This is a genomic window from Thiocapsa roseopersicina, from assembly GCF_900106925.1.
GTDB lineage: Bacteria > Pseudomonadota > Gammaproteobacteria > Chromatiales > Chromatiaceae > Thiocapsa > Thiocapsa roseopersicina.
Genome location: NZ_FNNZ01000020.1, coordinates 55,527 through 75,747, shown reverse-complemented (window position 1 = coordinate 75,747; position 20,221 = coordinate 55,527). Strand labels below are relative to the sequence as shown.

Below are 20,221 nucleotides of genomic sequence, written 5' to 3'. Positions count from 1 at the left end.
GTCGCGAACGCCATCGCCGAGCCCACCGCGGGTCAGATTGTCGCTTCCGTACAAGTCGTTCCGCGTCGCACCTTGGGAGTCGGACATTTTCAATTCGACGTGTTAGGATTCCTCCGACAGAACATCGCGGCGTCAACGAACGACCACGGGAAGACCGCGCGACGACGCGGAGATCAGACAAGAAATCAGGGTCCGGAGCAACTCCGAGACCATGTCGTTACAGCAGAGACCTCAGGAGGCTACACGCATGCTGTCCCTACGCCCGATCCGAGCGAGCGCGATCGCTCTTGGCCTTGGATTATCCACACTTGCCGTCGTCGCCGCGGCGGTCGATATGCCTGAACTGGACCTCAACGGAGATGCCGCGGCCGGCAAGGCCCTTGCCGAAGACAACGGCAAGGGCAACTGTGTTGCCTGTCACATGATCGTCGGCGCCGAGAGCCCCGGAGCCATCGGCCCGGCCTTGATCGCCATGCAGACCCGCTATCCGAGCAAGGAAGCCCTCGCCCGCCAGATCTGGGACGCGACTGTCAAGGCGCCCGAGGCCGCCATGCCGCCGTTCGGCAAGCATGAGATCCTGACCAACAAGGAATTCGTGGACGTCGTCGAGTATATCTGGACACTCTAAGAGCGACCTTCGGAGGCAAACAAATAATGTCTAAGTTATTGCTGTCGTTAACCACTGTCGGTCTCGCCTGCTCGCTCTCCATCCCGGCGCTCGCCTCGACACCCGAGGAAGACAAGGCGACCTTCCAAGCCTATTTTACCGAGCGCTTCCCGACCGTACCCTTTCAGGATTTCGCCAACGGCGTCTATGCGGTGGACCCGGTCGGACGCGAAAACTGGGAGGCGATCGAGGAATTCCCGCCCTACGAGAACGCACTCACTGCCGGCGAGGAAATGTGGAACACGCCGTTCGCCAACGGCAAGACCTATGCGGACTGCTTCCCGGATGGCCCGGCGATCGTCGGCAAGTATCCCTACTGGGACAAAGACCGCGGGATGGTCATCACCCTGCCGCTCGCCATCAACGAGTGCCTCGAGGCCAACGGCGAGAAGCCGCTCGATTACGCAAAGGGTCCAATGGCGGACATCACCGCCTATATGGCCTTCGAATCACGCGGCCAGGTAACGAACGTGGAGATTCCCGCGGATGATCCCCGCGCGGTCGCGGCCTTCGAAGCGGGCAAGGAGTTCTACTTCGCACGGCGCGGTCAGTTCAACTTCTCGTGCAGTCATTGCCACTTCGGCAACTCCGGAACAACCCTGCGTACGGAGGTGCTGAGCCCCGCCTTCGGTCACACCACGCACTGGCCGGTCTATCGCTCCAAATGGGGCGAGATGGGCACGCTGCATCGCCGCTATAAAGGCTGCAACGAGCAGGTGCGCGCGGCACCCTTCCCGCTTCAGGGCGAGGAGTATCGCAACCTCGAGTTCTTCATGACCTACCTGAACAACGGCCTGGAGCTTAATGGGCCCGGCGCACGCAAGTAACGCACGCCAACGCCGCCAGAGGCACCGGGCGCGCACACGCGGCGCGCCCTCTTGGAGAGCGCACGAGAGGAGTCCAACACGATGTCGATTCGCAGTGTAATCAGAACGATATTCATCGGCGGCCTGTTGGTCGCCCTGCCCATGACCAGCGCATGGGCGACCCACAGATCCGAAGCCGAGCAGGCGATCGAAGAGGCCAAGGCGGCCCACGCAGCTGCGCAGACAGCCGGCGTCGCATCCGAGGAAACCGCTTCGATGATCAAAGAGGCGGAGGCGATCATGCCCGATCGCCAATTCACCAAGGCCCGCGAGCTGTCCCTCAAGGCGATGAAGCAAGACACCTTCGCCGTCGAGCAGGCGCAAGGCGGCACCGTCGATGCCGGCGCGGCGAAGCAAGCCGAAGAGGCCATCGCAGCAGCCGAGGCCGCGCGCAAGAAGGCAAGCTCGGTCCGGGGCGAGTGGCGCGATACCGGGAAACTCATCAAGGAGGCGCAGGACCTGGCCAATTCCGGTGATTTCGCCAGTGCAATCGCTCTGGCCGAGAAGGCACGGCGTCAGGGTGAGATGGGCTACGAGCAAGCCATGCGCGAGAAGGGGGCAACCTTCCCCTCATACGTCAAGAAACAGCAGTGACGGAATAACCGGGTCGCATGAGCCGCGCCCCGTACCGGCCGCCCTTCTCAATCGGATTAAGGAGACCACAATGCTGAAACAGACCACCACTGCAACGCTTTTGATCGTCCTCGCGAGCACCCTGCCCGGCACCCTGCTCGCTGCCGACAACCGGATCTCGGCGACCATCGAGAGCATGGATGTCATCCACAACGGCCAGACGGTGACCATTCAACGCGGCCACGACCGTGATGCGATCCTTCCCGCAATGTTCCAAAAGACCGATCGCGGCTGCCCGCCCTTCTGCGTGCAACCGATCGTCGCCCTCCCCGGCGTCGGCACGATCGGCGAGCTCGAGGTGCTTGACTACCTCAACCGCAAGTCCAAGGGCGACGACAGCATCCTCGTCGTCGACTCGCGCACGCCCGACTGGGTCATGCGCGGGACCATCCCGGGCGCGATCAATATCCCCTGGAACAAGATCAGCTCGGATGCCGCCGGAACCTTCGAGACACCCGAGCAGGCCGACGCCTTCCGGCAGATCCTTGGAGACGAGTTCGACGGCCGCTTCGACGCCGAGAAGAACGCCTGGGACTTCACCGACGCCAAGACCCTCGTCCTCTTCTGCAACGGCATCTGGTGTGGTCAATCCACAGAGAACATCAAGACACTCGTCGATCTCGGCTACCCGGTGCATAAGCTCAAGTGGTATCGCGGCGGAATGCAGGACTGGGTCAGCGTCGGCCTGACGACCGTCAAACCCTGAACGGAAGCGCCGTTCTGCCCTCGGGGGGAGACGGCACCATTACGCGAAAAGGCGCCTTCGGGCGCCTTTCGTCGTTTTGTCCAAAGTTAACCCTCTTGTCGGATCCGCAGTAGAATAGCGGCGCGCGCGGGTGGCGGAACTGGTAGACGCACTGGATTTAGGTTCCAGCGGAGCAATCCGTGGGGGTTCGAGCCCCCCCTCGCGCACCAATACTTTCAAAGGCTTGGGTCATCCGATCCGCGCCAATTCGGTAGCCTCGTCCGGAGCGTGACTAAAACGTGACATATCGAGCCTGCCGACGGTCGTCCTCAGATTTTCCGGGGCGAGGTGGGCGTAACGTTCGGTCATCATGATCGTGCTTTGGCCCAACAGATCCCGGATCTCGGCGAGCGGTGCACCACCGGTCACCAGCCAAGCTACGCAAGTGTGGCGTAGGTCATGGAAGGTAAAATCGGCAAGGTTTGCCGCCCGGCATGCGGAGTAGAAAGCACCGCGAATATCCTTCGCCTGATGGCCGTCACGATACGAAAACACCCACTGACTGTCGGGGCAATGCTCGGCGCGAAACCGAGCACGGCGCAGAATCGCCGTGCGTGCGGTTTCGCACAGCGGGACGCTGCGTCGCTTACCCGACTTGGTATGGCGTCCTTCAAGGTGGATCAGATTCTGCTTGAGATCCACGCGGGCCCAATCGAGACCGAGCAATTCCCCTCGCCGACATCCCGTATAAAGAGCAACCGTGATGAGATCCGCCATGAACGGGGCTCGCGGGGCTCTCCCTGCAGCCGCGATCAAGGCATCCGACTCCTCGCGGGTAATCCAGCGCACCCGCCCCTCCGGTTCGGCCAGCTTGCGACCCGCCACGGGATTCGGCAGCATCCACTCAAGCTCGACGTTGGCGTACCCGATCGCCGCCGAGAGTAGTGCCAAGTCCCGATTGATCGTCGTGTCGCTGACTCCCTGCCCCCGTCTGCGCTCCACATACCCGCGCACATCCGCCGGTCGCCGGTCCGAGCTCCTGCATGATTCTGCCGCTGAAGTGCCCGCGCAACGCGATCACGCGATACTTGTCCGTCTCGGCGCTGCGCTTGTGCCTGGCCGTTGCGTTCAGATAGACGACCATCAACTCTTCGAAGCTGCGCTTGGGTTATTCGCCCCATTGTCGCTGGCGGTGAGTTTCGAGCTTCCATTTCGCAAGGAGTGCGTCGGCTTCGCCAGCTTGAAGAAGACCTGCCGCAAGCTGGGAATCTCGTTTTGGGACTATCTCGGCGACCGCATTAAACAGCTCGGGACGGTTCTGCTGTTGCCCGACATCATCCGCGAGCGGGCGCTGGCCGCTTCGGCGATGCCCTGAGTTTTTGAGAAGTTACCGGATGCTGCCCGACTATCCCGTAGGTAGACCAAACGATGATCAAGGGCCTCCGTCGGGCTGTAGAGGTTGTCCGGAAGCACCACCACCTGCTCTCCTTGCATTAGAACGCCCGCGCCATCTCGATGGCGCCGATCGAGTCCAGGGCGATATGCAGCACGATTCGGTGTCTCCGCCACAAGGGCGCTCGTCGAATGGTCGCGAGATTCACCGTATGGCGAGACTCGGTTTCTCTCGCGCGGCCATCCAATTATCCCGCATGATCCAGTAGTCCGGCGGAATATCCCGACAGGAGAGTATCCCCAGGACGCGATCCTCGGCCAGCACGGGCAAATGGCGAAACCCATTCTCGGACATGATGCTGAGACCCTCGACCAGCGACGTCCTCGGCTCGACGGTAATCGGCTGCCCGGTCATCACGGCCGACAGCGCGACGTCGACGGGCTGAAGACCCTTGGCTACCACGCGGTTGAGCAGATCGCGTTCGGTGAAGAGTCCGACCAGTTTCCCCGCGTCGACAACGGGGATCGCGCCGACGCGATGCGCAGCCATCAGCTCGGCGGCTTCCTGCACCGAAGACTGGGGACCGAGGCTGATCGTCTCCTGAGCCTTTACGAGTTCTCCGACATTCAGATAACGCATGATCGATCTCCTGATCTTTTGTTGTTTTGTTGCTGTTTGTCGGCCCGGAGCGATGCGGCCTGCCGACCTTTCCGGTTGGCGACGTGCGGTTGACGCAGACCCGACCTACCGACCGGCACACGTGCCTCTAACCGAGCGTCATGCTGGAGTATAGGTGGTCATCGAACGTTAACAAGTTGTCTGAGGCTCGGGAGGTAATATCCGGGACGACGCTCGGCGCCAAGAACCGATAACTGCCCGAGTTGCGCCCCTTGACCGCAGCCAGGCACCGCCCTCCGGCTGGGCCTGAGCCATATCACGCATGGTTTGCAGGACCTTCTCCTCCAGCAAGGTGTCGAGCAGAACGCGCAGACCGTCGCGGATCAACTCGGCCCTGCTCCATACCATGAAGGCGACCACAACGACGGCGGCGACACTATCCATATAAGGCAAGCCGGCCCATTGAAGGCCGATGCCCAGCGCTATGCCGCGTTGGCCCCGGCATCGAGCCACGCATAACGGGCGTCGGCCTGCCGACCGGGCGAGCCATGCGCCTTTCCGACCCGATCCGTGTAAAGGGCGAGACCGATCGTGGCCGCCGTCAAGCCGACCATGACACGGATCACGAGTCCGAGGCTTTGAAGCGGGTTCTCCCGGAGACGATCCGCCCGATCACCTACGCGTGACCGCCCGCCGCGGCACGACACTCGCCGCTTGTCGGTCGTCCGAGCGATCGCCCGCACCGTCAAAGAACGGTCACATCCGTTCTCTACAATCACGATTTTCCGTGATCGGGAAAGAGGGTGCCGTGATGGGTTTCGAGAGATCGCGCCGTGGGTTCTTGGGTGGTGCGGCCATGCTGGCCGCGATGTTGGCCGTGCCTGCGGGCGCCATGGATCCGCGCTATACGGACGCGGACGGTGACCTCACCGCCGATCCGCCTGCGGATCCCAAGGACTGGCTCGACCCGGATGTGCTCATCTTCGCCTACACGCCGGTCGAGGATCCGGCCGTTTATGCAAAGGTCTGGGAGGGCTTTCTGAAGCACATGGAGGAGAAGACCGGCAAGCAGGTTCAGTTCTTCCCGGTGCAGTCGAACGCGGCGCAGATCGAGGCGATGCGGGCCGGTCGGCTCCATGTCGCCGGATTCAATACCGGATCCAACCCGCTCGCGGTCAACTGCGCCGGCTTCGTGCCTTTCGCCATGATGGCCGCGGCCGACGGCAGCTACGGCTACGAGATGGAGATCATCACCTACCCCGGCAGCGGCATCGAAAAGGTCGAGGACATCAAGGGCAAGAAGCTCGCCTTCACCGCGCCGACCTCCAACTCGGGCTACAAGGCGCCCTCGGCGATGCTGAAGGCCGAATACGGCCTGGAGGCCGAGAAGGACTTCGAGCCGGTCTTCTCCGGCAAGCACGACAACTCCATCATCGGTGTCGCCAACAAAGACTATCCGGCCGCGGCGATCGCCAACTCGGTGCTGCAGCGGATGCTGGCCCGCGATGTCGTCCAGCCGGAGCAGATCGTAAGCCTGTACAAGTCTCAGACCTTCCCGACCACGGGTTATGGCCTGGTCTACAACCTCAAGCCCGAGCTGGCCGAGTCGATCCGGGATGCCTTCTTCAGCTTCCCCTGGGAGGGCTCGGCCCTAGCTGCGGAGTTCGAGAAGTCGGGCGAGGCGCAGTTCATCCCGATCGATTACAAGACCCATTGGGAGGTGGTTCGGCAGGTCGATACCGCGATGGGGGTGAGCTACGACTGTCGGTAGAGGTGTCGGCCGGCGGCGATGCCCCTATCGTCTCCCGATTTCCTCCGATGACCCCATGCTCCGGCTCGAATCCCTGACCAAGCGCTATCGCACCGGCGATCTGGCCTTGTCGGAGATCTCGCTGGCGATCCCGGCTGGGCAGGTGGTCGGGTTGATCGGACCGTCCGGGGCGGGGAAGTCGACGCTGATCCGTTGCGTGAATCGCCTGGTCGAGCCGACCTCGGGTCGGATCTGGTTGGATGATCTCGAGTTGACGCGGCTCGGCCGCCGCGGGCTCAGGCATGCGCGCCGTCGTATGGGGATGATCTTCCAGGAATATGCTCTGGTCGAGCGGCTGACGGTAATGGAGAACCTGCTCTCGGGGCGGCTCGGATACGTGTCCTTCTGGAGCAGTCTGATCCGCCGGTTTCCGCCTGCGGATATCGAGAATGCCTTTCGGCTCTTGGATCGCGTCGGTCTGATGGAGCATGCGGACAAGCGTGCCGATGCGCTCTCGGGCGGTCAGCGCCAGCGCGTCGGGATCGCTCGCGCGTTGGCCCAAGAGCCGGAGATCCTCCTGGTGGACGAACCGACCGCGAGTCTGGATCCCAAGACCTCGCGGCAGATCATGCGGTTGCTGCGCGAGGTGTGCGCGGAGCGGGGTCTGGCGGCGATCGTGAATATCCACGACGTGTTGCTGGCTCGCGAGTTCATGATGCGCATCGTCGGTCTGCGCGCCGGGGCGATCGTCTACGACGGCGGCCCGGATGGACTGACACCGGCGGTCCTGACCGAGATCTACGGCGAAGAGGATTGGGCGGCGTCGAGCGATCTGTCCGATACCGGGCCGTCCCCGCGCCCGGGCGTGCCGGATACCGACGAGCTGGTCGGCGCCTTGTGAGCCCACCGGCCGTGAGGCCTGATCCGGTGAGCGAGGGCGCCACGCGCTACCCGAGGCACTGGCGGCGTCCACCGCTCATTTCCGATGGTCGACTGCGCTGGGCGATCTACGCCGGTGTCCTCGTCTATCTGGTCGTCGGCATCGGTGCCGTCGAGGTCAATTGGGGCCGCTTGAGCGAGGGCTGGGAGCGCGGTCTGCGTTTCCTCGGCGGCTTCGTCGAGCCGGACTTCATCTCGCGCTGGGACGACATCCGCGCGGGGTTGATCGAGAGCCTCGCCATGACCCTGACCGCGACGGTGGTCGGGGTCTTGATCTCCATCCCGGTCGGGATCGGTGCGGCGCGCAACATTGCACCGTCCCCCGTCTATCTCGCCTGCCGTGCCTTAATCGCGCTTTCGCGCTCGCTCCAGGAGATCATTGTCGCCATCCTCTTTGTCGCCATGGTCGGGTTCGGGCCGCTGGCGGGCTTTCTGACGCTGGCCTTCGCGACGATCGGATTTCTCGCCAAGCTCCTGGCCGAAGACATCGAGGATATCGACGCCGCACAGGTGGAGGCGATCCGCGCGACGGGCGCCGGCTGGTGGCAGGTGCTCGACTACGGCATCCGCTCGCAGGTGACGCCGCGTCTGATCGGACTCTCGCTCTACCGGCTCGACATCAATTTTCGTGAATCGGCGGTGATCGGGATCGTCGGCGCCGGCGGGGTCGGCGCGACCCTGAATACGGCGCTCGATCGCTATGAGTACGACTCGGCCGCGGCCATCCTCATCCTCATCATCGTCATCGTGCTGGTGACCGAGTATGTCTCGGGTTGGGTGCGCGGGCGGGTACAGTGATGGCGATCCGGCAGGCGCCCCATGGCCCGATCTGGCGCAAGCGCACGACGCCGCAGTCCATTGCGCTATGGTTCGGCTGGCTGCTGCTGGTCCTGCTGTTCGTCCTGGCCTGGGAGGCAATGACCCGCAACCAGATCTGGGCCTTCGTGTGGGACGCCCCGGAGCAGGCCGCGGATCTCTTCGGCCGGATGGTGCCGCCGCGCTGGTCCTATATGGACCAGCTCTGGGTGCCGCTGTGGGACACCATCAATATCGCCACGCTGGGGACCCTGCTTGCGATCGTCCTCGCCGTCCCGGTCGCCTTCCTCGCTGCGCGCAATACGACCCCGAGTCCTCTGCTCGTGCGCCCGATCGCCATCTTCATCATCGTCGCCTCGCGCTCGGTCAACGCGCTCATTTGGGCGCTCCTGCTGGTGGCCATCCTGGGCCCGGGCTTGCTGGCCGGGATCATCGCCATTGCGCTGCGCTCGATCGGCTTCATCGGCAAGCTGCTCTACGAAGCGATCGAGGAGATCGACCTTCGCCAGGTGGAGGCCGTCCGGGCGACCGGGGCCGGTCCCGCCCAAGTGCTGGACTACGGGATCGTGCCCCAGATCATGCCGGCGTTTGCCGGGATCACGCTCTTCCGCTGGGACATCAATATCCGCGAGTCGACCGTCTTGGGTCTGGTCGGCGCCGGCGGGATCGGGTTGCAGCTCAAGGCGTCGGTCGACGGTCTCGCCTGGCCGCAGGTCACCCTTATCTTCATCGTCATCCTAACGACCGTCATCCTCAGCGAGTGGGTCTCCGCGCGCGTGCGTGCGGCTTTGATCTGAGCGGTGCCCGGCTCCCCTCCCAGCCCTCACTAACCTCATGTATCTGCCACGCTGGACTCGCGGTGGGTTTGGATGTCCTCTCCGTCGGAATTTCCGGCTACACCAATGCGATGACTTTCCGTAAGGTTACCGACTCCGATGAGCATGAAGATCTGGATCCTTCGCATTCTGTTCGGCGTCGGTTCAGTCGCTCTGGTGGCAGCCTTCGCTGCCTGGTGGATGATTCGCGGCAGTCTGCCGATGCTCGACGGCGAGCTTGTGGTTGCGGGTCTGGATCACGCGGCACGCATCGAACGCGATGAGCAGGGCATCCCGACGATTCGTGGATCGACGCGACGCGACCTGGCTTTTGCGACGGGCTTCGCGCACGGGCAGGATCGTTTCTTCCAGATGGACATGATTCGCCGCAAGGCTGCCGGGGAGCTCTCGGAGATTTTCGGCGCGGCGGCTTTGCCGCTCGACAAGCATCACCGCTTTCATCGATTCCGCGCTCGCGCACAGGCCGTCATGCAGACACTGACGGCGACCGAGCGGGCCATCCTCGACGCCTATGCCTCCGGCGTGAATGCGGGTCTTGGGAGTCTGTCGGTCCGTCCATTCGAATACCTGTTGTTGCGTGAACAACCGAAGCCCTGGAGGACGGAGGACACGATGCTCGTCGTCTACGCCATGTTTATGCAGCTCAATGACGACAGGGCGCGGGGCGACGTACAACGCGGGCTTGCGAAATCGGTGCTGCCGGCCAACGTCTATGCCTGGCTCTATCCTAACGGCACGAGCTGGGATGCCCCGCTTGTCGGCGGAGCGATCGAGACCGTTCCAATGCCGGACGCCGGTGACTATGCGATCCGGCACGTCGAGCTCGGCCGTTGGAGAACATTGCTGCTCGAGGTGCTTGCCTCCGGCGGACGCGAGATGGAGGAGTATCGGTCACTGGTGGAGAACTGGATTCCGGCGGCGTCGGCCGATTCCGTCGGCTATCGGCTGGTGCGTGCATTCCGGATGCAGGTGCGACAGAACGTGTTTGCCGCGCTGACGACTCCGGTGCGGGATGTCCACGGCGAAGACGCGGATCTGCTGATCAGTCACCAGTTCGAGGCGCCTTTGTGGTCCGTTCTCACGGAGAAGCCACGGCATCTGTTGCCCGCGAATTTCGAGAGCTGGGACGCGCTGATGCTCGCCGCGGTACGCGAAAACATCGGCAGTCTCGAAACGCGATTCGAGGGTGCTCTGTCTGAACGGACCTGGGGTGAGTTGAATACCGCGCACATCGACCACCCGATCAGTGGGGCCGTTCCGTGGCTGTCCGGATGGCTGGACATGCCGCGCGAGGCACTGCCGGGCGATGCGAACCTGCCGCTCGCGCAGAGTCCGGATTTCGGTGCCTCGCAACGGTTCTCCGTTTCACCCGGCGACGAGGCCAACGGTCTGATGCACATGCCTACCGGCCAAAGCGGTCATCCGATGTCGCCGTTCTACCGACGCGGCCATGAAGACTGGGTTTCCGGTGCGCCAAGCCCATTCCTGCCGGGGCCAACGCGCCACCGACTCACGTTGAAACCTGCCGCGAGGCTCTAATACTGCCCCGTGCTGCTGGTCAACTGCTACTGTGCTCAGGCTCCTCGCGCTTGCCGATCCCTCTACCGGCCGGCATCGACCAAGCGGAGCCGCGCGCCTGACCGCGCATTGCCGATGAGCCGTCGGCGGCTTCATCACGGGGTCATATCCATCTGATTTACTTGTCGCACTTCCGCGTCGCAAACCGTTGGAGTCCGCTTCCAGGGAAGCTCGCCCCGCGCGCTCTTACCGGGTTGGATCGGTGACGTACGGCCGTCGAGCTAGTGGTTCGAGCAAAGCGACCGCGGACTGATTCCGATCGACCAACCCCATCAACCCTTGCCACATACGAAGAGACAACATGCCCATCAACGAAAGTAATCCCGAAGCCATGGACTGGTTGGCGGCCGAGCTCGCGGACACGCTCGACGAAGACTACGAGCTTGAAATTTCCGAGCCGGCACTCTCAGATGAGATCCGTAGGATCTACAAGCGTAAGCACCCAGATGCCCTTGATCGAGCCACCTATTTTCGCTCTCTTCTGGAGCTGCAGGCCGAGCTCATCAAGCTCCACAACTGGGTCGAGCACACCGGCGAAAAGGTCGTCGTGATCTTCGAGGGCCGAGATTCCGCAGGCAAGGGCGGTGTCATCAAACGGATCACGCAGCGGCTCAATCCGCGCGTTGTCCGGGTGGTCGCCCTGCAGAAGCCGACCGAGCAGGAGAAGACCCAGTGGTACTTCCAGCGCTACGTCCCGCATCTGCCGTCCGGCGGGGAGATCGTGCTGTTCGATCGCTCTTGGTACAACCGCTCCGGCGTCGAGCGCGTCATGGGCTTCGCCAGCGCGGAGCAAGTGGAGCAGTTTTTTCAGGACGTGCCCGAGTTCGAGCGGATGCTGGTGCGCTCGGGCATCCGCTTGATCAAGTATTGGTTCTCGATCACCGACGAGGAGCAGCAGCTTCGCTTTCTGATGCGGATCCATGATCCGCTCAAGCAATGGAAGCTCAGCCCGATGGATCTCCAGTCCCGGGTCCGTTGGGAAGACTATACGAAGGCCAAGGAGGAAACCTTTGCACGTACCAATATACCCGAGGCGCCCTGGTTCGTCGTCGAGGGCAACGACAAGAAACGCGCGCGTCTGAACTGCATTCGACATCTGCTCGGCCAGATACCCTACGAGGAGGTGCCGCACGAGCAGATCTCGCTCCCCGACCGCGTCTTCAATCCGGATTACGATCGCGAGCCCCTGCCGGAGCAGCTCTTCGTTCCGAATCACTATTGAGTCGGTCGCAACGCTCGTCTCCCCGTCCGCGGCAACACCGGCATCGCCGAACGCATGAACCGACACGAACGGCTTGTCATCAAACATTCATGCCACGGTCACGCGTTCGGCAGCAATCTCCGAGAGAATTAAGACGGATAAACCGCCACCTCCGATCCCGATCGCTCCTGGAGAACCGCCCTCATGTCACTCTCGTCGCTCTTGAAAACCGCAATCGCGGCCGGTTGCCTGTCGGCAGTCGCCTTCTCGCCCGCTGCGTTCGCAGACGTCAAGCTCATGGGCTCCGGCGCGAGCTTCCCCGCGCCAATCTACGCCAAGTGGTTCAAGGACTTCAGCGCCGCGAACAAAGGCGTGCGGGTCGACTACCAATCCAAGGGCAGCGGCGCCGGGATTCAGGACTTCGTCAACCAGGTCGTGGACTTCGCGGGCAGCGACGCCGCCATGAGCGACGAGGAGATCGCGCAGGTCAAGAACGGCGTCGTGTTGCTCCCCGTAACCGCGGGCGAGATCGTCCTGACCTACAACCTCAAGGGCGTCGACGAGCTCAAGCTGCCGCGCGACGTCTATCCGGCCATCTTCTCGGGCGAGATCACCAAGTGGAACGATCCGCAGATCGCCGCAGCCAACCCGGGCGTCGAGCTGCCGGATCAAGAGATCACGGTGGTGGTCCGTTCCGACTCGTCCGGCACGACCTACGTCTTCACCGGCCATCTGGCCGAGATCAGCGAGTCGTTCAAGACGAGCATCGGCCAGGAAAAGTCCCCGCAATGGCCGAAGAGCACCAAGTTCGTGAAGGCGCCCAAGAACGACGGCGTCACGGCCACCGTCAAGCAGACCCCGGGCTCGATCGGCTATATCGAGTACGGTTTCGCGAAGTTGACCAAGGCCCCGTCGGCGGTGCTCGAGAACCAATCCGGCACCTTCGTGGCAGCCGGCGCCGAGACAGGCGCGGCCGCATTGGCGACCGCCGAGTTCCCCGCCGGCAATCTACCGGGCTCGAACGTCCCGGATCTGCGCGCCTGGATCATGGACCCGGCGGGCGATGACGCCTACCCCATCGTCAGCTACACCTGGCTGCTCTTCCCGGAGACCCAGGACGCCGAGAAGGCCAAGGTGGCGCGTGACCTGGTCGAGTACGTCCTGACCGAGGGTCAGAAGAGTGCCGATTCGATGGGCTACATCCCGCTGCCCGCGAATGTGGTCGAGAAGGTCCGTGAGGTCTCTGCGCTGATCCAGTAGTCCGTCAGCACGACTGGACCCGGGGCTTCGGAGCATTTCGGGGGGATGGGGCGCGCCGGTCGACATGGGGTGAACCGGCATGAGCGCCCGTGCGGATCCTCCGTCCGGTTCGCCGTCACAGGCGATCCGGACGGATGGAGCCACCGCATCCGATCCGCCCGGCAAGGCTGAGCAGACCGCCGGTCCTTCCTTCCGATCGACGCACATCCAGGCAGAGTCAAACCCATGGCCGTGAATCCATTCCAGCATGCCGACTCGGCAAGCAGTGTCTCCGGACCCCCCTCCGGAGGCGACTATCTTGCCGATTCGATCTTTCGCATCATCGCGCTCTCCTGCGCGGCCCTGATTGTCGTCCTGATCCTCTACATCCTCTGGGAGATCGGCGGACTGGCATTGCCGGCCATGGCTCAGCATGGCCTGAGCTTCGTCTCGGGCACGACCTGGAACGTCGGCACACAGGAATTCGGCGTCCTGCCCGAGATCTGGGGAACCCTCTACAGCTCCTTCCTGGCCTTGATCCTCGGCGGGACCTTCGGGGTCGCCATCGCCATCTTTCTCACGCAAGACTTCATCCATGCCCGGCTCGCCGCGGTCTTCCGGACCATCGTCGAGCTGCTCGCCGCGATCCCATCCGTGGTCTACGGCCTCTGGGGCATCTATGTCGTCATCCCGATGCTGCGCCCCGTGGCCGAATGGCTGCATAGCGAGCTCGGCTTTATCCCGATCTTCGGCACCGAGCTGAGCGGTCCGGGCATGGCGCCCGCGGCCTTGGTGCTTGCCATCATGATCCTGCCGACGGTCGCCGCCATCACGGTCGATGCCTTCCGGCGCATCCCCTACAAGGTCAAGGAAGCCGCCTACGGGATGGGCACGACACGCTGGGAAGCCATCCTCAAGGTGATGCTGCCGACCGCCTCCTCCGGGATCTTGGCTGCACTGGTGCTGGGCTTCGGACGCGCGCTCGGCGAGACCATGGCGCTGGCGATGCTCATCGGCAACAGCAACCAGATCAATCTGTCGTTGTTCGCACCGGCCAACACCCTGGCCTCGCTCCTGGCCTCGAGCTTCCCGGAGGCCGGCCAGATCGAGGTCCAGGCGCTCATGTATGCCGCCGTGGTGCTCCTCTTGATCACGCTGATCGTCAACATCGTCGGGTTGGGCATCCAGCAATACACGGTCCGCAAGTTCGAGGGCAAGACATGAGCGACATCGACCTGACATCGCGGCCACAAGAGTCGCAGCGCCTGAGCCTGGAGCGCCGACCCTTCGAGCTGCGGGCACTCACCAGCGGAGTCCTGACGGGCTTGACCTGGGGGATCGCCATCCTCGGCAGCATCCCGCTCTTCTCGGTCATCATCATGTTGGTGGCCGAAGGCGGCGCCCGTTTGGACATCGAGGCCCTGACCGCGCTGCCGCCGGCCGGCTTCGAGATGGGCGGCGGCTTTGCCAACGCCATCATCGGCACGTTGGTGATGGTCGCCATCGCAACCGCCATCAGTGTCCCGATCGGTCTACTCGCGGCCATCTACCTGGCGATCCTCGACCCCCACAGCCCGTTGGCCGGGACCTCGCGCTTCGTGGCCAAGACCCTCACCGGCTTCCCCTCGATCCTGGCGGGTGTCTTCACCTACGCCGTGCTGGTCATCAACTTCGGCTACTCGGCGGTTGCCGGCGGCGTCGCCTTGGCGGTGCTCATGCTGCCGACGGTGGTACTGGCCGCCGAGGAGTCCATGAAGCAGGTGCCCAAAAAGATGACGGATGCCGCCTACGGCATGGGCTGCACCCGCAGTCAGGTGATCTGGAAGGTGGTGCTGCCGACCGGCCTGCCCGGCATCCTGACCGGCGTCATGTTGGCGGTGGCCGGCGCGGCGGGCGAGTCCGCGCCGCTGCTCTTCACCGCACTCTTCAGCAACTACTTCATGTCGGAGCTGATGGAGCCGACCGCCTCGTTGTCCATCCTCATCTACAACTTCTCCTCCATGCCCTTCGACAACCAGATCGAGTTGGCCTGGGCCGCCTCCTTGGTGCTGGTTCTCATCGTCCTTGTCTTCAATATCCTGGCGCGCCTCATCGGGCAGTCCAAGGTGTAACCCATTCCGAGGTATCAGTGATGAGCGCAACGGCAGAAGCAATGGCGCCTAGGGCGGCGGCCTTCTCCCCGATCGGCGACGCGGTGATCGACTGCCAACTGCAGAAGGTCTTCTACGGCGATTTTCTCGCCGTGCGCAACAGCCATGTCCCGATCGAGAAGGGCAAGATCACCGGCTTTATCGGCCCGTCCGGCTGCGGCAAGAGTACGGTGCTGCGCAGCCTGAATCGGATGAACGATCTCATCCCGAGCTTCCGGTTCGAGGGACACGTCAAGTATCACGGGCAGGACGTCTACGGCAAAACGGTCGACCCGGTGGTGGTCCGTCGATACATCGGCATGGTCTTCCAGCAGCCGAATCCCTTCTCGATGAGCATCTACGACAACGTCGCCTTCGGGCTGCGCCTGAACCGCTACAAAGGCGACGTGGAGGAACGTGTGCAGAAGGCCCTGGAGCGCGCCGCACTCTGGAAAGAGGTCAAGGACAAGCTCAACAAGAGCGGCCTGTCCCTGTCCGGCGGTCAACAGCAGCGCCTGTGCATCGCCCGGGCGATCGCCACGGAGCCGGATGTCCTCTTGATGGACGAGCCCTGCTCCGCTCTCGACCCCATCGCGACCCGCCAGGTCGAGCAGCTCATGCTCGAGCTCAAGGAACGTTACACGGTCGCCCTGGTGACGCACAACATGCAGCAGGCAACCCGCGTGGCCGATACCACGGCCTTCTTCGGCGTGGACATCTCCGGGGGTGGCCGGACCGGCTATCTGGTGGAGATGGGCGAGACCCGCCAAATCTTCCAGGACCCCCAAGAGGAGCTCACCAAGCAATACGTCTCGGGCGAGTTCAGCTGATCCGGCCGCCGGGGCCCAGCCCGTGCGGGCGCCGCGACCGGCACATCACCTTCAGTTCACGAGGACGGGCCATGACGAGGTTTATTGGGGTCGCGCGCGCTGCTTCGGCGGTCTTGATCTCCATGCTGTTGGCGGCGTGCGGTGGAGAATCGACCGACACGACGACGGAGTCCCCGACCGGGCTACAGATCACGGGGGCGGGTGCGACCTTCCCCGAGCCGCTCTACCAAGAGTGGCTTCGTCGTTACAACACGGAGCAATCCGCGGCGCGCTTCAGCTACGAAGGCGTGGGCAGCGGCGAGGGCGTCGAACGCTTCATCGCCGAGACGGTCGACTTCGGCGCCAGCGACTCGGCGATGACGGACGAGCAGATCGCCCAAGTGGACCGCGGCGCCACGCTGATCCCGGTCACCGCCGGCATGGTGGTGCTCGCCTACAACCTGCCTGGGATCGACGGGGAGCTGCGTCTACCCCGAGACGTCTACGTCGACATCTTCAAGGGCAAGATTTGGAAGTGGGATGACCCCCGGATCGTCGCGGCCAATCCGCACCTCGAGATTCCCTCGAAGCTGATCCAGACGGTGGTACGCCGCGACAGCTCCGGCACCACCTTCGTCTTCACCAATCATCTCGGCACCATCAAGCCGGCTTGGCGCAACGAGGGCCCCGGAGTCGGAACCCTACTCGATTGGCCGGGCGGCGCCATGACAGGGACCGGCAACGAAGGGGTCGCGCACAAGATCAAGATCAGCCACGGCTCGATCGGCTACGTCGAATACTTCTTTGCAAAGCGCTTGGGACTGCCGATGGCGACCTTGCAGAATCAAGCCGGCAACTTCGTCCAGCCGGATGCCGCGAGCGGTCGGCGCACACTCGAAGCGGCAGCGACGGCCGACATGCCCGAGGATCTGCGACTCTTCGTTCCGGATCCCGAGGCACCGGATGCCTACCCCATCGTGAGTCTGTCTTGGCTGTTGCTCTATGGGGAGTACCCGGAATCGGAGAAGGCGACGGCGCTCAAGGCGGCCCTGACTTGGGCCCTGAACGATGGACAGCCGGTCGCCGAGGCGCTGGGCTACATTCCGCTTCCGCCCAACATCGTCGCTGCAGCGACGCGCGCCCTCGAAACGATCCGCTAGGCGGAGCAGGTCGATCCAGGGATGGATCCGTCGACGACCCGAGGCGCGCGCCCCGCGCCGCACATCAGCCGTCTCGCGCAACCCCCGGCTCCAGCGCCGGCGCGGCCGGCCGTTCCCACTCCGGAGATCGCGCCATGGAACCCTTGCGTCTGAACCTGACCGCGATCGAGGCGTCTCTGCGCGCCGTACAGGCCGATTTCGACCGGATCAACCTGACCCTGAGCACACCCAGGGATCCGTTGACGGACCTGGTGCTCCGGAACATGATGGCTGGCTACCGAATGGTCGACGACGCCTTGGCGAGCGGGCTTGACCCCTTCAAGGTCGGACAGTCGCAATGGCTACTGGAGCTCAATACCTGCGTGCTGTGTGGTCAGGATGTCGAAAAGCGCCGAGAGTTTTCCAACCACATCGCCTCGACCGAGCAGCACTTCTACGAGCAGGAGGGTGCCGGCATCGGCGGCTTGATGGAATGGCTTGCGCATCACCGGGAGGACAAGGTCTGGTTTCGCGCGGCCGGTGTCTACGTCTACATCCTGAGTCGTCCACAGCTCTTTATCGAAGGCAACCACCGCACCGGCTCCCTGATCATGAGCTATGTCCTGGCGCGTGAAGGCCAACCGCCCTTCGTGCTGTCCGTCGAGAACGCAAAGGCCTATTTCGACCCCTCCACGCTGGTCAAGGACGCACGCAAACACAGCCTCGGCATGCTGTTCACGATGCCGAAGCTCAAAAAGCGCCTCGCACGCCTCCTGAAAGGCAACGGCGCACCCGACCATCTTGTCCCTGCCGCCTAACGACCCCGGCCGGAGGTCGCGCTCGGCCCCCGGGAACGGCCGCAACCCGCACAGGTCGCTGCGCCGGGAACAACCTGCCGGCGTCGAAAAGCGCTTATCCGAGGCCGAGGACCATGCTCGACTCCATCGCTTGGACTGCCTTTTGGATGGGCATCATCAGCGCCTGCTCGCTTCCGTTGGGTGCCTTGACGACCCGGTTCTGGACGCCGGGAGACCGTTCGACGGCCGTCCTCATGGCGTTCGGCGGCGGCGCCTTGCTCGCAGCGCTGACGATCGATCTCGTCGGATCCGCGTTGGATTCGGGCAACTTCAATGCCTTGGCCCTCGGAGCCATCTTGGGCGGCCTCCTGTTCGTGGGGCTCAACCAGGTCGTCAATGACTTCGGCGGATTCCTTCGTAAATCCTCGACCACCCTCGACTACCTGCGCCGCCAAGAACATCGACGGGTCAAGCAGATCACCGGTCAGATCGGGCGGACGGATCTATTCCGCGATCTCGCGCGACGCGACTACCTGGCGCTCGCCCCGTCGGTCCGAAACCTGGATCTCGCCAAGGGCGCCGAAATCTACCTCGCAGGCGATCCGGCGGATGCACTCTATATCGTCGCCTCCGGGGAGGTAGAGCTCTACGCGCCATCGGACCAAGGCAGACCGATCGAGCGGATCCAAAGAAACGAGGCATTCGGATGGCTATCCTGCATCACCGGCGCCCCGACCAGCGAAGCAGCGCTTGCTGCCACCGGTGCCTCCTTGTGGGTCATCCCCAAGGCCGCGATCGACTCCTTGATCCGCAATTCCCCGGAATTGAACCAGCGAGTGCATCGTCTCCTGCGAAGCGAGCAAATGGACGCATACCTCGTCGAACGCCAATCCATGGCTCCGGAAGCAGCGCGAGCCTGGCTGGATCGGGCGGCACAGACCCTGCTCTCGTCGGGTCGAGTGCCGCCGGCACAGCCGGTCCAACGCAAGCGCGACCTGTTCCGTGAGCGTCTTGCCGAAGTCCGGCGTTTTCCGATGATTCACGGCCTGCCTCCGGAGGAGCAGGAGTTGATCGCCGGCCGGCTCATCTACAAGACCCGTCGTCGCGGGGAGCACTTTTTCCATCGGAACGACCCGGCGGGGCGCATGTTCTTCATCGAGCATGGCACGGTCAGCCTCATCGACCCGCAAGCCGGACACCGGGTTCCCGAAACGATTCACGAGAACGACGCCTTCGGCGGCACGTCGATGCTGACGGGAGCGCGTCACACCGTGACCGCCGTAGCGACCGAAGACACCAACGCCTGGGAGCTGCGTCGCTCCGATCTCGACGAGCTGCTCCGTACGGCACCGGTTTTTGCCCAGCGGGTTCGCGCCTTCGTCGAGGGACATGAAGCAACGGACTACTTGACCGAGCGTCAGCACTTCCCGGACGAGAAAGCCAAGCGCTGGCGTCGCTCGGCGTTACATGCGCTGGCGGCACGCCAGCCCCTGCCGGCCGCCGCAGCCCTGAGCCTGGCGCATCGGGAGGTCGCGGGTGCACCGCTCGCCATCTTCCTCGGCATCACACTTGACGGCATACCCGAATCGCTCGTCATCGGCGCCAGCACGATTCAAGCATCGGTCAGCCTCTCGCTGATCGTCGGTCTCTTCTTGTCCAACTACCCGGAAGCCCTGTCGAGCTCCGTGGGCATGCGTCGACAAGGGATGTCTCCCGGAAGGATCTTGTTGATGTGGTCGGGACTGATGCTGATTACGGGCATCGGTGCCGCGGCCGGAAGCCAACTCTTTGTCGGAGCCGGCCCCGAGATCTTTGCCGTCATGCAAGGACTGGCCGCGGGTGCCATGCTCACCATGATCGCCGAGACCATGCTTCCGGAGGCCTACCTCAAGGGCGGTTCGGTCGTCGGCCTCTCGACCCTCCTCGGCTTTCTGGTGGCCATTTACTCCAAGACACTGGAGCCTACGGAACCGCACGGTCCCGATACCCGCGGAACAGGCTCCGAAACCTCGATCCGGATCGAGGGAACCCCGCAGGTGCAAACAACGCATCCGAATCAACCCTAGACCCGGCAATCGCGGCAGGCCGAGCGCAGCAACGCGCACCGGGATCACACAACCGCAACA

The 20,221-nt window shown here is 63.6% G+C and carries 21 protein-coding genes and 1 tRNA gene; 19 read left to right on the top strand and 3 right to left on the bottom strand.

From position 1 onward, the window contains the following. The first annotated feature begins 247 nt into the window (after nt 1–247). The 5 genes from soxX to BLV04_RS18350 all read left to right on the top strand — a co-directional run bounded on the left by soxX (nt 248) and on the right by BLV04_RS18350 (nt 3,081). Nucleotides 248–628 carry a sulfur oxidation c-type cytochrome SoxX gene (gene soxX, locus BLV04_RS18370; RefSeq protein WP_093035656.1) on the top strand — a complete coding sequence of 127 codons (381 nt, stop codon included), beginning with the start codon at nt 248–250 and terminating at the stop codon, nt 626–628. A gap of 26 nt (nt 629–654) precedes the next feature. Further along, nucleotides 655–1,494 carry a sulfur oxidation c-type cytochrome SoxA gene (gene soxA, locus BLV04_RS18365; protein ID WP_093035653.1) on the top strand — a complete coding sequence of 280 codons (840 nt, stop codon included), beginning with the start codon at nt 655–657 and terminating at the stop codon, nt 1,492–1,494. Nucleotides 1,495–1,575: 81 nt separating this feature from the next. Next, on the top strand, nt 1,576–2,127 hold the full coding sequence (locus BLV04_RS18360; RefSeq protein ID WP_093035650.1) for a hypothetical protein: 552 nt from the start codon (nt 1,576–1,578) through the stop codon (nt 2,125–2,127). 70 nt (nt 2,128–2,197) lie between these two features. Further along, on the top strand, nt 2,198–2,872 hold the full coding sequence (locus BLV04_RS18355) for a rhodanese-like domain-containing protein (protein WP_093035647.1): 675 nt from the start codon (nt 2,198–2,200) through the stop codon (nt 2,870–2,872). A gap of 124 nt (nt 2,873–2,996) precedes the next feature. After that, nucleotides 2,997–3,081: transfer RNA gene (locus BLV04_RS18350), tRNA-Leu, on the top strand. 19 nt (nt 3,082–3,100) lie between these two features. On the opposite strand, the gene BLV04_RS18345 is transcribed toward BLV04_RS18350, so the two are convergent. Further along, the gene (locus BLV04_RS18345) at nt 3,101–3,802 is read right to left on the bottom strand and encodes a site-specific integrase (protein WP_093035644.1); all 702 of its coding nucleotides are present in this window, start codon (nt 3,800–3,802) and stop codon (nt 3,101–3,103) included. A 109-nt stretch (nt 3,803–3,911) separates the two neighbouring features. Between BLV04_RS18345 and BLV04_RS24505 the strand changes: the two genes are divergently transcribed. Next, entirely contained in the window at nt 3,912–4,226 is a 315-nt protein-coding gene (locus BLV04_RS24505) for a hypothetical protein (RefSeq protein WP_139191962.1), read from the top strand. A 222-nt stretch (nt 4,227–4,448) separates the two neighbouring features. Here the strand turns inward: BLV04_RS24505 and BLV04_RS18335 are convergent, their stop codons facing one another. Both BLV04_RS18335 and BLV04_RS25925 read right to left on the bottom strand, forming a co-directional pair. Further along, nucleotides 4,449–4,883, bottom strand: a complete 435-nt coding sequence (locus BLV04_RS18335; RefSeq protein ID WP_093035637.1) for a CBS domain-containing protein — start codon at nt 4,881–4,883, stop codon at nt 4,449–4,451. 461 nt (nt 4,884–5,344) lie between these two features. Beyond that, nucleotides 5,345–5,476 (bottom strand): hypothetical protein, encoded by a 132-nt coding sequence (locus BLV04_RS25925; RefSeq protein WP_281241869.1) that lies wholly within the window; start codon nt 5,474–5,476, stop codon nt 5,345–5,347. Nucleotides 5,477–5,673: 197 nt separating this feature from the next. On the opposite strand from BLV04_RS25925, the gene phnD reads away from it, so the two are divergent. The 13 genes from phnD (at nt 5,674) to BLV04_RS18265 (ending at nt 20,161) form a co-directional block, all read left to right on the top strand. Next, a complete protein-coding gene (gene phnD / locus BLV04_RS18325) occupies nt 5,674–6,633 on the top strand; it encodes a phosphate/phosphite/phosphonate ABC transporter substrate-binding protein (RefSeq protein ID WP_093035728.1) in 960 nt (319 codons plus the stop codon). A gap of 55 nt (nt 6,634–6,688) precedes the next feature. Continuing rightward, entirely contained in the window at nt 6,689–7,513 is an 825-nt protein-coding gene (phnC, locus tag BLV04_RS18320) for a phosphonate ABC transporter ATP-binding protein (protein WP_093035631.1), read from the top strand. A gap of 11 nt (nt 7,514–7,524) precedes the next feature. Beyond that, entirely contained in the window at nt 7,525–8,349 is an 825-nt protein-coding gene (gene phnE, locus BLV04_RS18315) for a phosphonate ABC transporter, permease protein PhnE (protein ID WP_093035628.1), read from the top strand. After that, nucleotides 8,349–9,164 carry a phosphonate ABC transporter, permease protein PhnE gene (gene phnE / locus BLV04_RS18310; RefSeq protein ID WP_093035625.1) on the top strand — a complete coding sequence of 272 codons (816 nt, stop codon included), beginning with the start codon at nt 8,349–8,351 and terminating at the stop codon, nt 9,162–9,164. The genes phnE (BLV04_RS18315) and phnE (BLV04_RS18310) overlap by 1 nt, the downstream gene beginning before the upstream one ends. 144 nt (nt 9,165–9,308) lie before the next feature. Next, a complete protein-coding gene (locus BLV04_RS18305) occupies nt 9,309–10,742 on the top strand; it encodes a penicillin acylase family protein (RefSeq protein ID WP_175534690.1) in 1,434 nt (477 codons plus the stop codon). 340 nt (nt 10,743–11,082) lie between these two features. Further along, entirely contained in the window at nt 11,083–12,003 is a 921-nt protein-coding gene (gene ppk2, locus BLV04_RS18300; protein WP_093035619.1) for a polyphosphate kinase 2, read from the top strand. 183 nt (nt 12,004–12,186) lie between these two features. Next, complete coding sequence (pstS, locus tag BLV04_RS18295; RefSeq protein ID WP_093035616.1) at nt 12,187–13,242, top strand: phosphate ABC transporter substrate-binding protein PstS; 1,056 nt, start codon at nt 12,187–12,189, stop codon at nt 13,240–13,242. Nucleotides 13,243–13,467: 225 nt separating this feature from the next. Beyond that, nucleotides 13,468–14,445: a phosphate ABC transporter permease subunit PstC gene (gene pstC / locus BLV04_RS18290; protein ID WP_093035613.1), complete on the top strand. Its 978-nt coding sequence runs from the start codon at nt 13,468–13,470 to the stop codon at nt 14,443–14,445. Further along, nucleotides 14,442–15,332, top strand: a complete 891-nt coding sequence (gene pstA, locus BLV04_RS18285) for a phosphate ABC transporter permease PstA (protein ID WP_093035610.1) — start codon at nt 14,442–14,444, stop codon at nt 15,330–15,332. Before pstC ends, pstA begins: the two co-directional genes overlap by 4 nt. Before the next feature lie 20 nt (nt 15,333–15,352). Further along, nucleotides 15,353–16,180: a phosphate ABC transporter ATP-binding protein PstB gene (gene pstB / locus BLV04_RS18280; protein WP_093035608.1), complete on the top strand. Its 828-nt coding sequence runs from the start codon at nt 15,353–15,355 to the stop codon at nt 16,178–16,180. A gap of 71 nt (nt 16,181–16,251) precedes the next feature. Continuing rightward, complete coding sequence (gene pstS / locus BLV04_RS18275) at nt 16,252–17,319, top strand: phosphate ABC transporter substrate-binding protein PstS (protein ID WP_093035605.1); 1,068 nt, start codon at nt 16,252–16,254, stop codon at nt 17,317–17,319. Nucleotides 17,320–17,453: 134 nt separating this feature from the next. After that, nucleotides 17,454–18,116, top strand: coding sequence for a hypothetical protein (locus BLV04_RS18270; RefSeq protein WP_245731942.1), 663 nt, complete (start codon nt 17,454–17,456; stop codon nt 18,114–18,116). A 113-nt stretch (nt 18,117–18,229) separates the two neighbouring features. Further along, nucleotides 18,230–20,161: a cyclic nucleotide-binding domain-containing protein gene (locus BLV04_RS18265; protein WP_093035602.1), complete on the top strand. Its 1,932-nt coding sequence runs from the start codon at nt 18,230–18,232 to the stop codon at nt 20,159–20,161. Nucleotides 20,162–20,221 lie beyond the last annotated feature (60 nt).

Bases quoted from the DNA above. Each gene is read 5' to 3' on its own strand.
- BLV04_RS18360 (WP_093035650.1), top strand. From the start codon at position 1,576: ATGTCGATTCGCAGTGTAATCAGAACGATATTCATCGGCGGCCTGTTG.
- phnD (WP_093035728.1), top strand. From the start codon at position 5,674: ATGGGTTTCGAGAGATCGCGCCGTGGGTTCTTGGGTGGTGCGGCCATG.
- pstS (WP_093035605.1), top strand. From the start codon at position 16,252: ATGACGAGGTTTATTGGGGTCGCGCGCGCTGCTTCGGCGGTCTTGATC.
- pstA (WP_093035610.1), top strand. From the start codon at position 14,442: ATGAGCGACATCGACCTGACATCGCGGCCACAAGAGTCGCAGCGCCTG.
- pstC (WP_093035613.1), top strand. From the start codon at position 13,468: ATGGCCGTGAATCCATTCCAGCATGCCGACTCGGCAAGCAGTGTCTCC.
- BLV04_RS18265 (WP_093035602.1), top strand. From the start codon at position 18,230: ATGCTCGACTCCATCGCTTGGACTGCCTTTTGGATGGGCATCATCAGC.
- soxA (WP_093035653.1), top strand. From the start codon at position 655: ATGTCTAAGTTATTGCTGTCGTTAACCACTGTCGGTCTCGCCTGCTCG.
- BLV04_RS18305 (WP_175534690.1), top strand. From the start codon at position 9,309: ATGAAGATCTGGATCCTTCGCATTCTGTTCGGCGTCGGTTCAGTCGCT.
- soxX (WP_093035656.1), top strand. From the start codon at position 248: ATGCTGTCCCTACGCCCGATCCGAGCGAGCGCGATCGCTCTTGGCCTT.
- BLV04_RS25925 (WP_281241869.1), bottom strand. From the start codon at position 5,476: ATGGTCGGCTTGACGGCGGCCACGATCGGTCTCGCCCTTTACACGGAT.
- pstS (WP_093035616.1), top strand. From the start codon at position 12,187: ATGTCACTCTCGTCGCTCTTGAAAACCGCAATCGCGGCCGGTTGCCTG.
- pstB (WP_093035608.1), top strand. From the start codon at position 15,353: ATGAGCGCAACGGCAGAAGCAATGGCGCCTAGGGCGGCGGCCTTCTCC.
- BLV04_RS18335 (WP_093035637.1), bottom strand. From the start codon at position 4,883: ATGCGTTATCTGAATGTCGGAGAACTCGTAAAGGCTCAGGAGACGATC.
- BLV04_RS18355 (WP_093035647.1), top strand. From the start codon at position 2,198: ATGCTGAAACAGACCACCACTGCAACGCTTTTGATCGTCCTCGCGAGC.
- phnC (WP_093035631.1), top strand. From the start codon at position 6,689: ATGCTCCGGCTCGAATCCCTGACCAAGCGCTATCGCACCGGCGATCTG.
- BLV04_RS18270 (WP_245731942.1), top strand. From the start codon at position 17,454: ATGGAACCCTTGCGTCTGAACCTGACCGCGATCGAGGCGTCTCTGCGC.
- ppk2 (WP_093035619.1), top strand. From the start codon at position 11,083: ATGCCCATCAACGAAAGTAATCCCGAAGCCATGGACTGGTTGGCGGCC.
- phnE (WP_093035625.1), top strand. From the start codon at position 8,349: ATGGCGATCCGGCAGGCGCCCCATGGCCCGATCTGGCGCAAGCGCACG.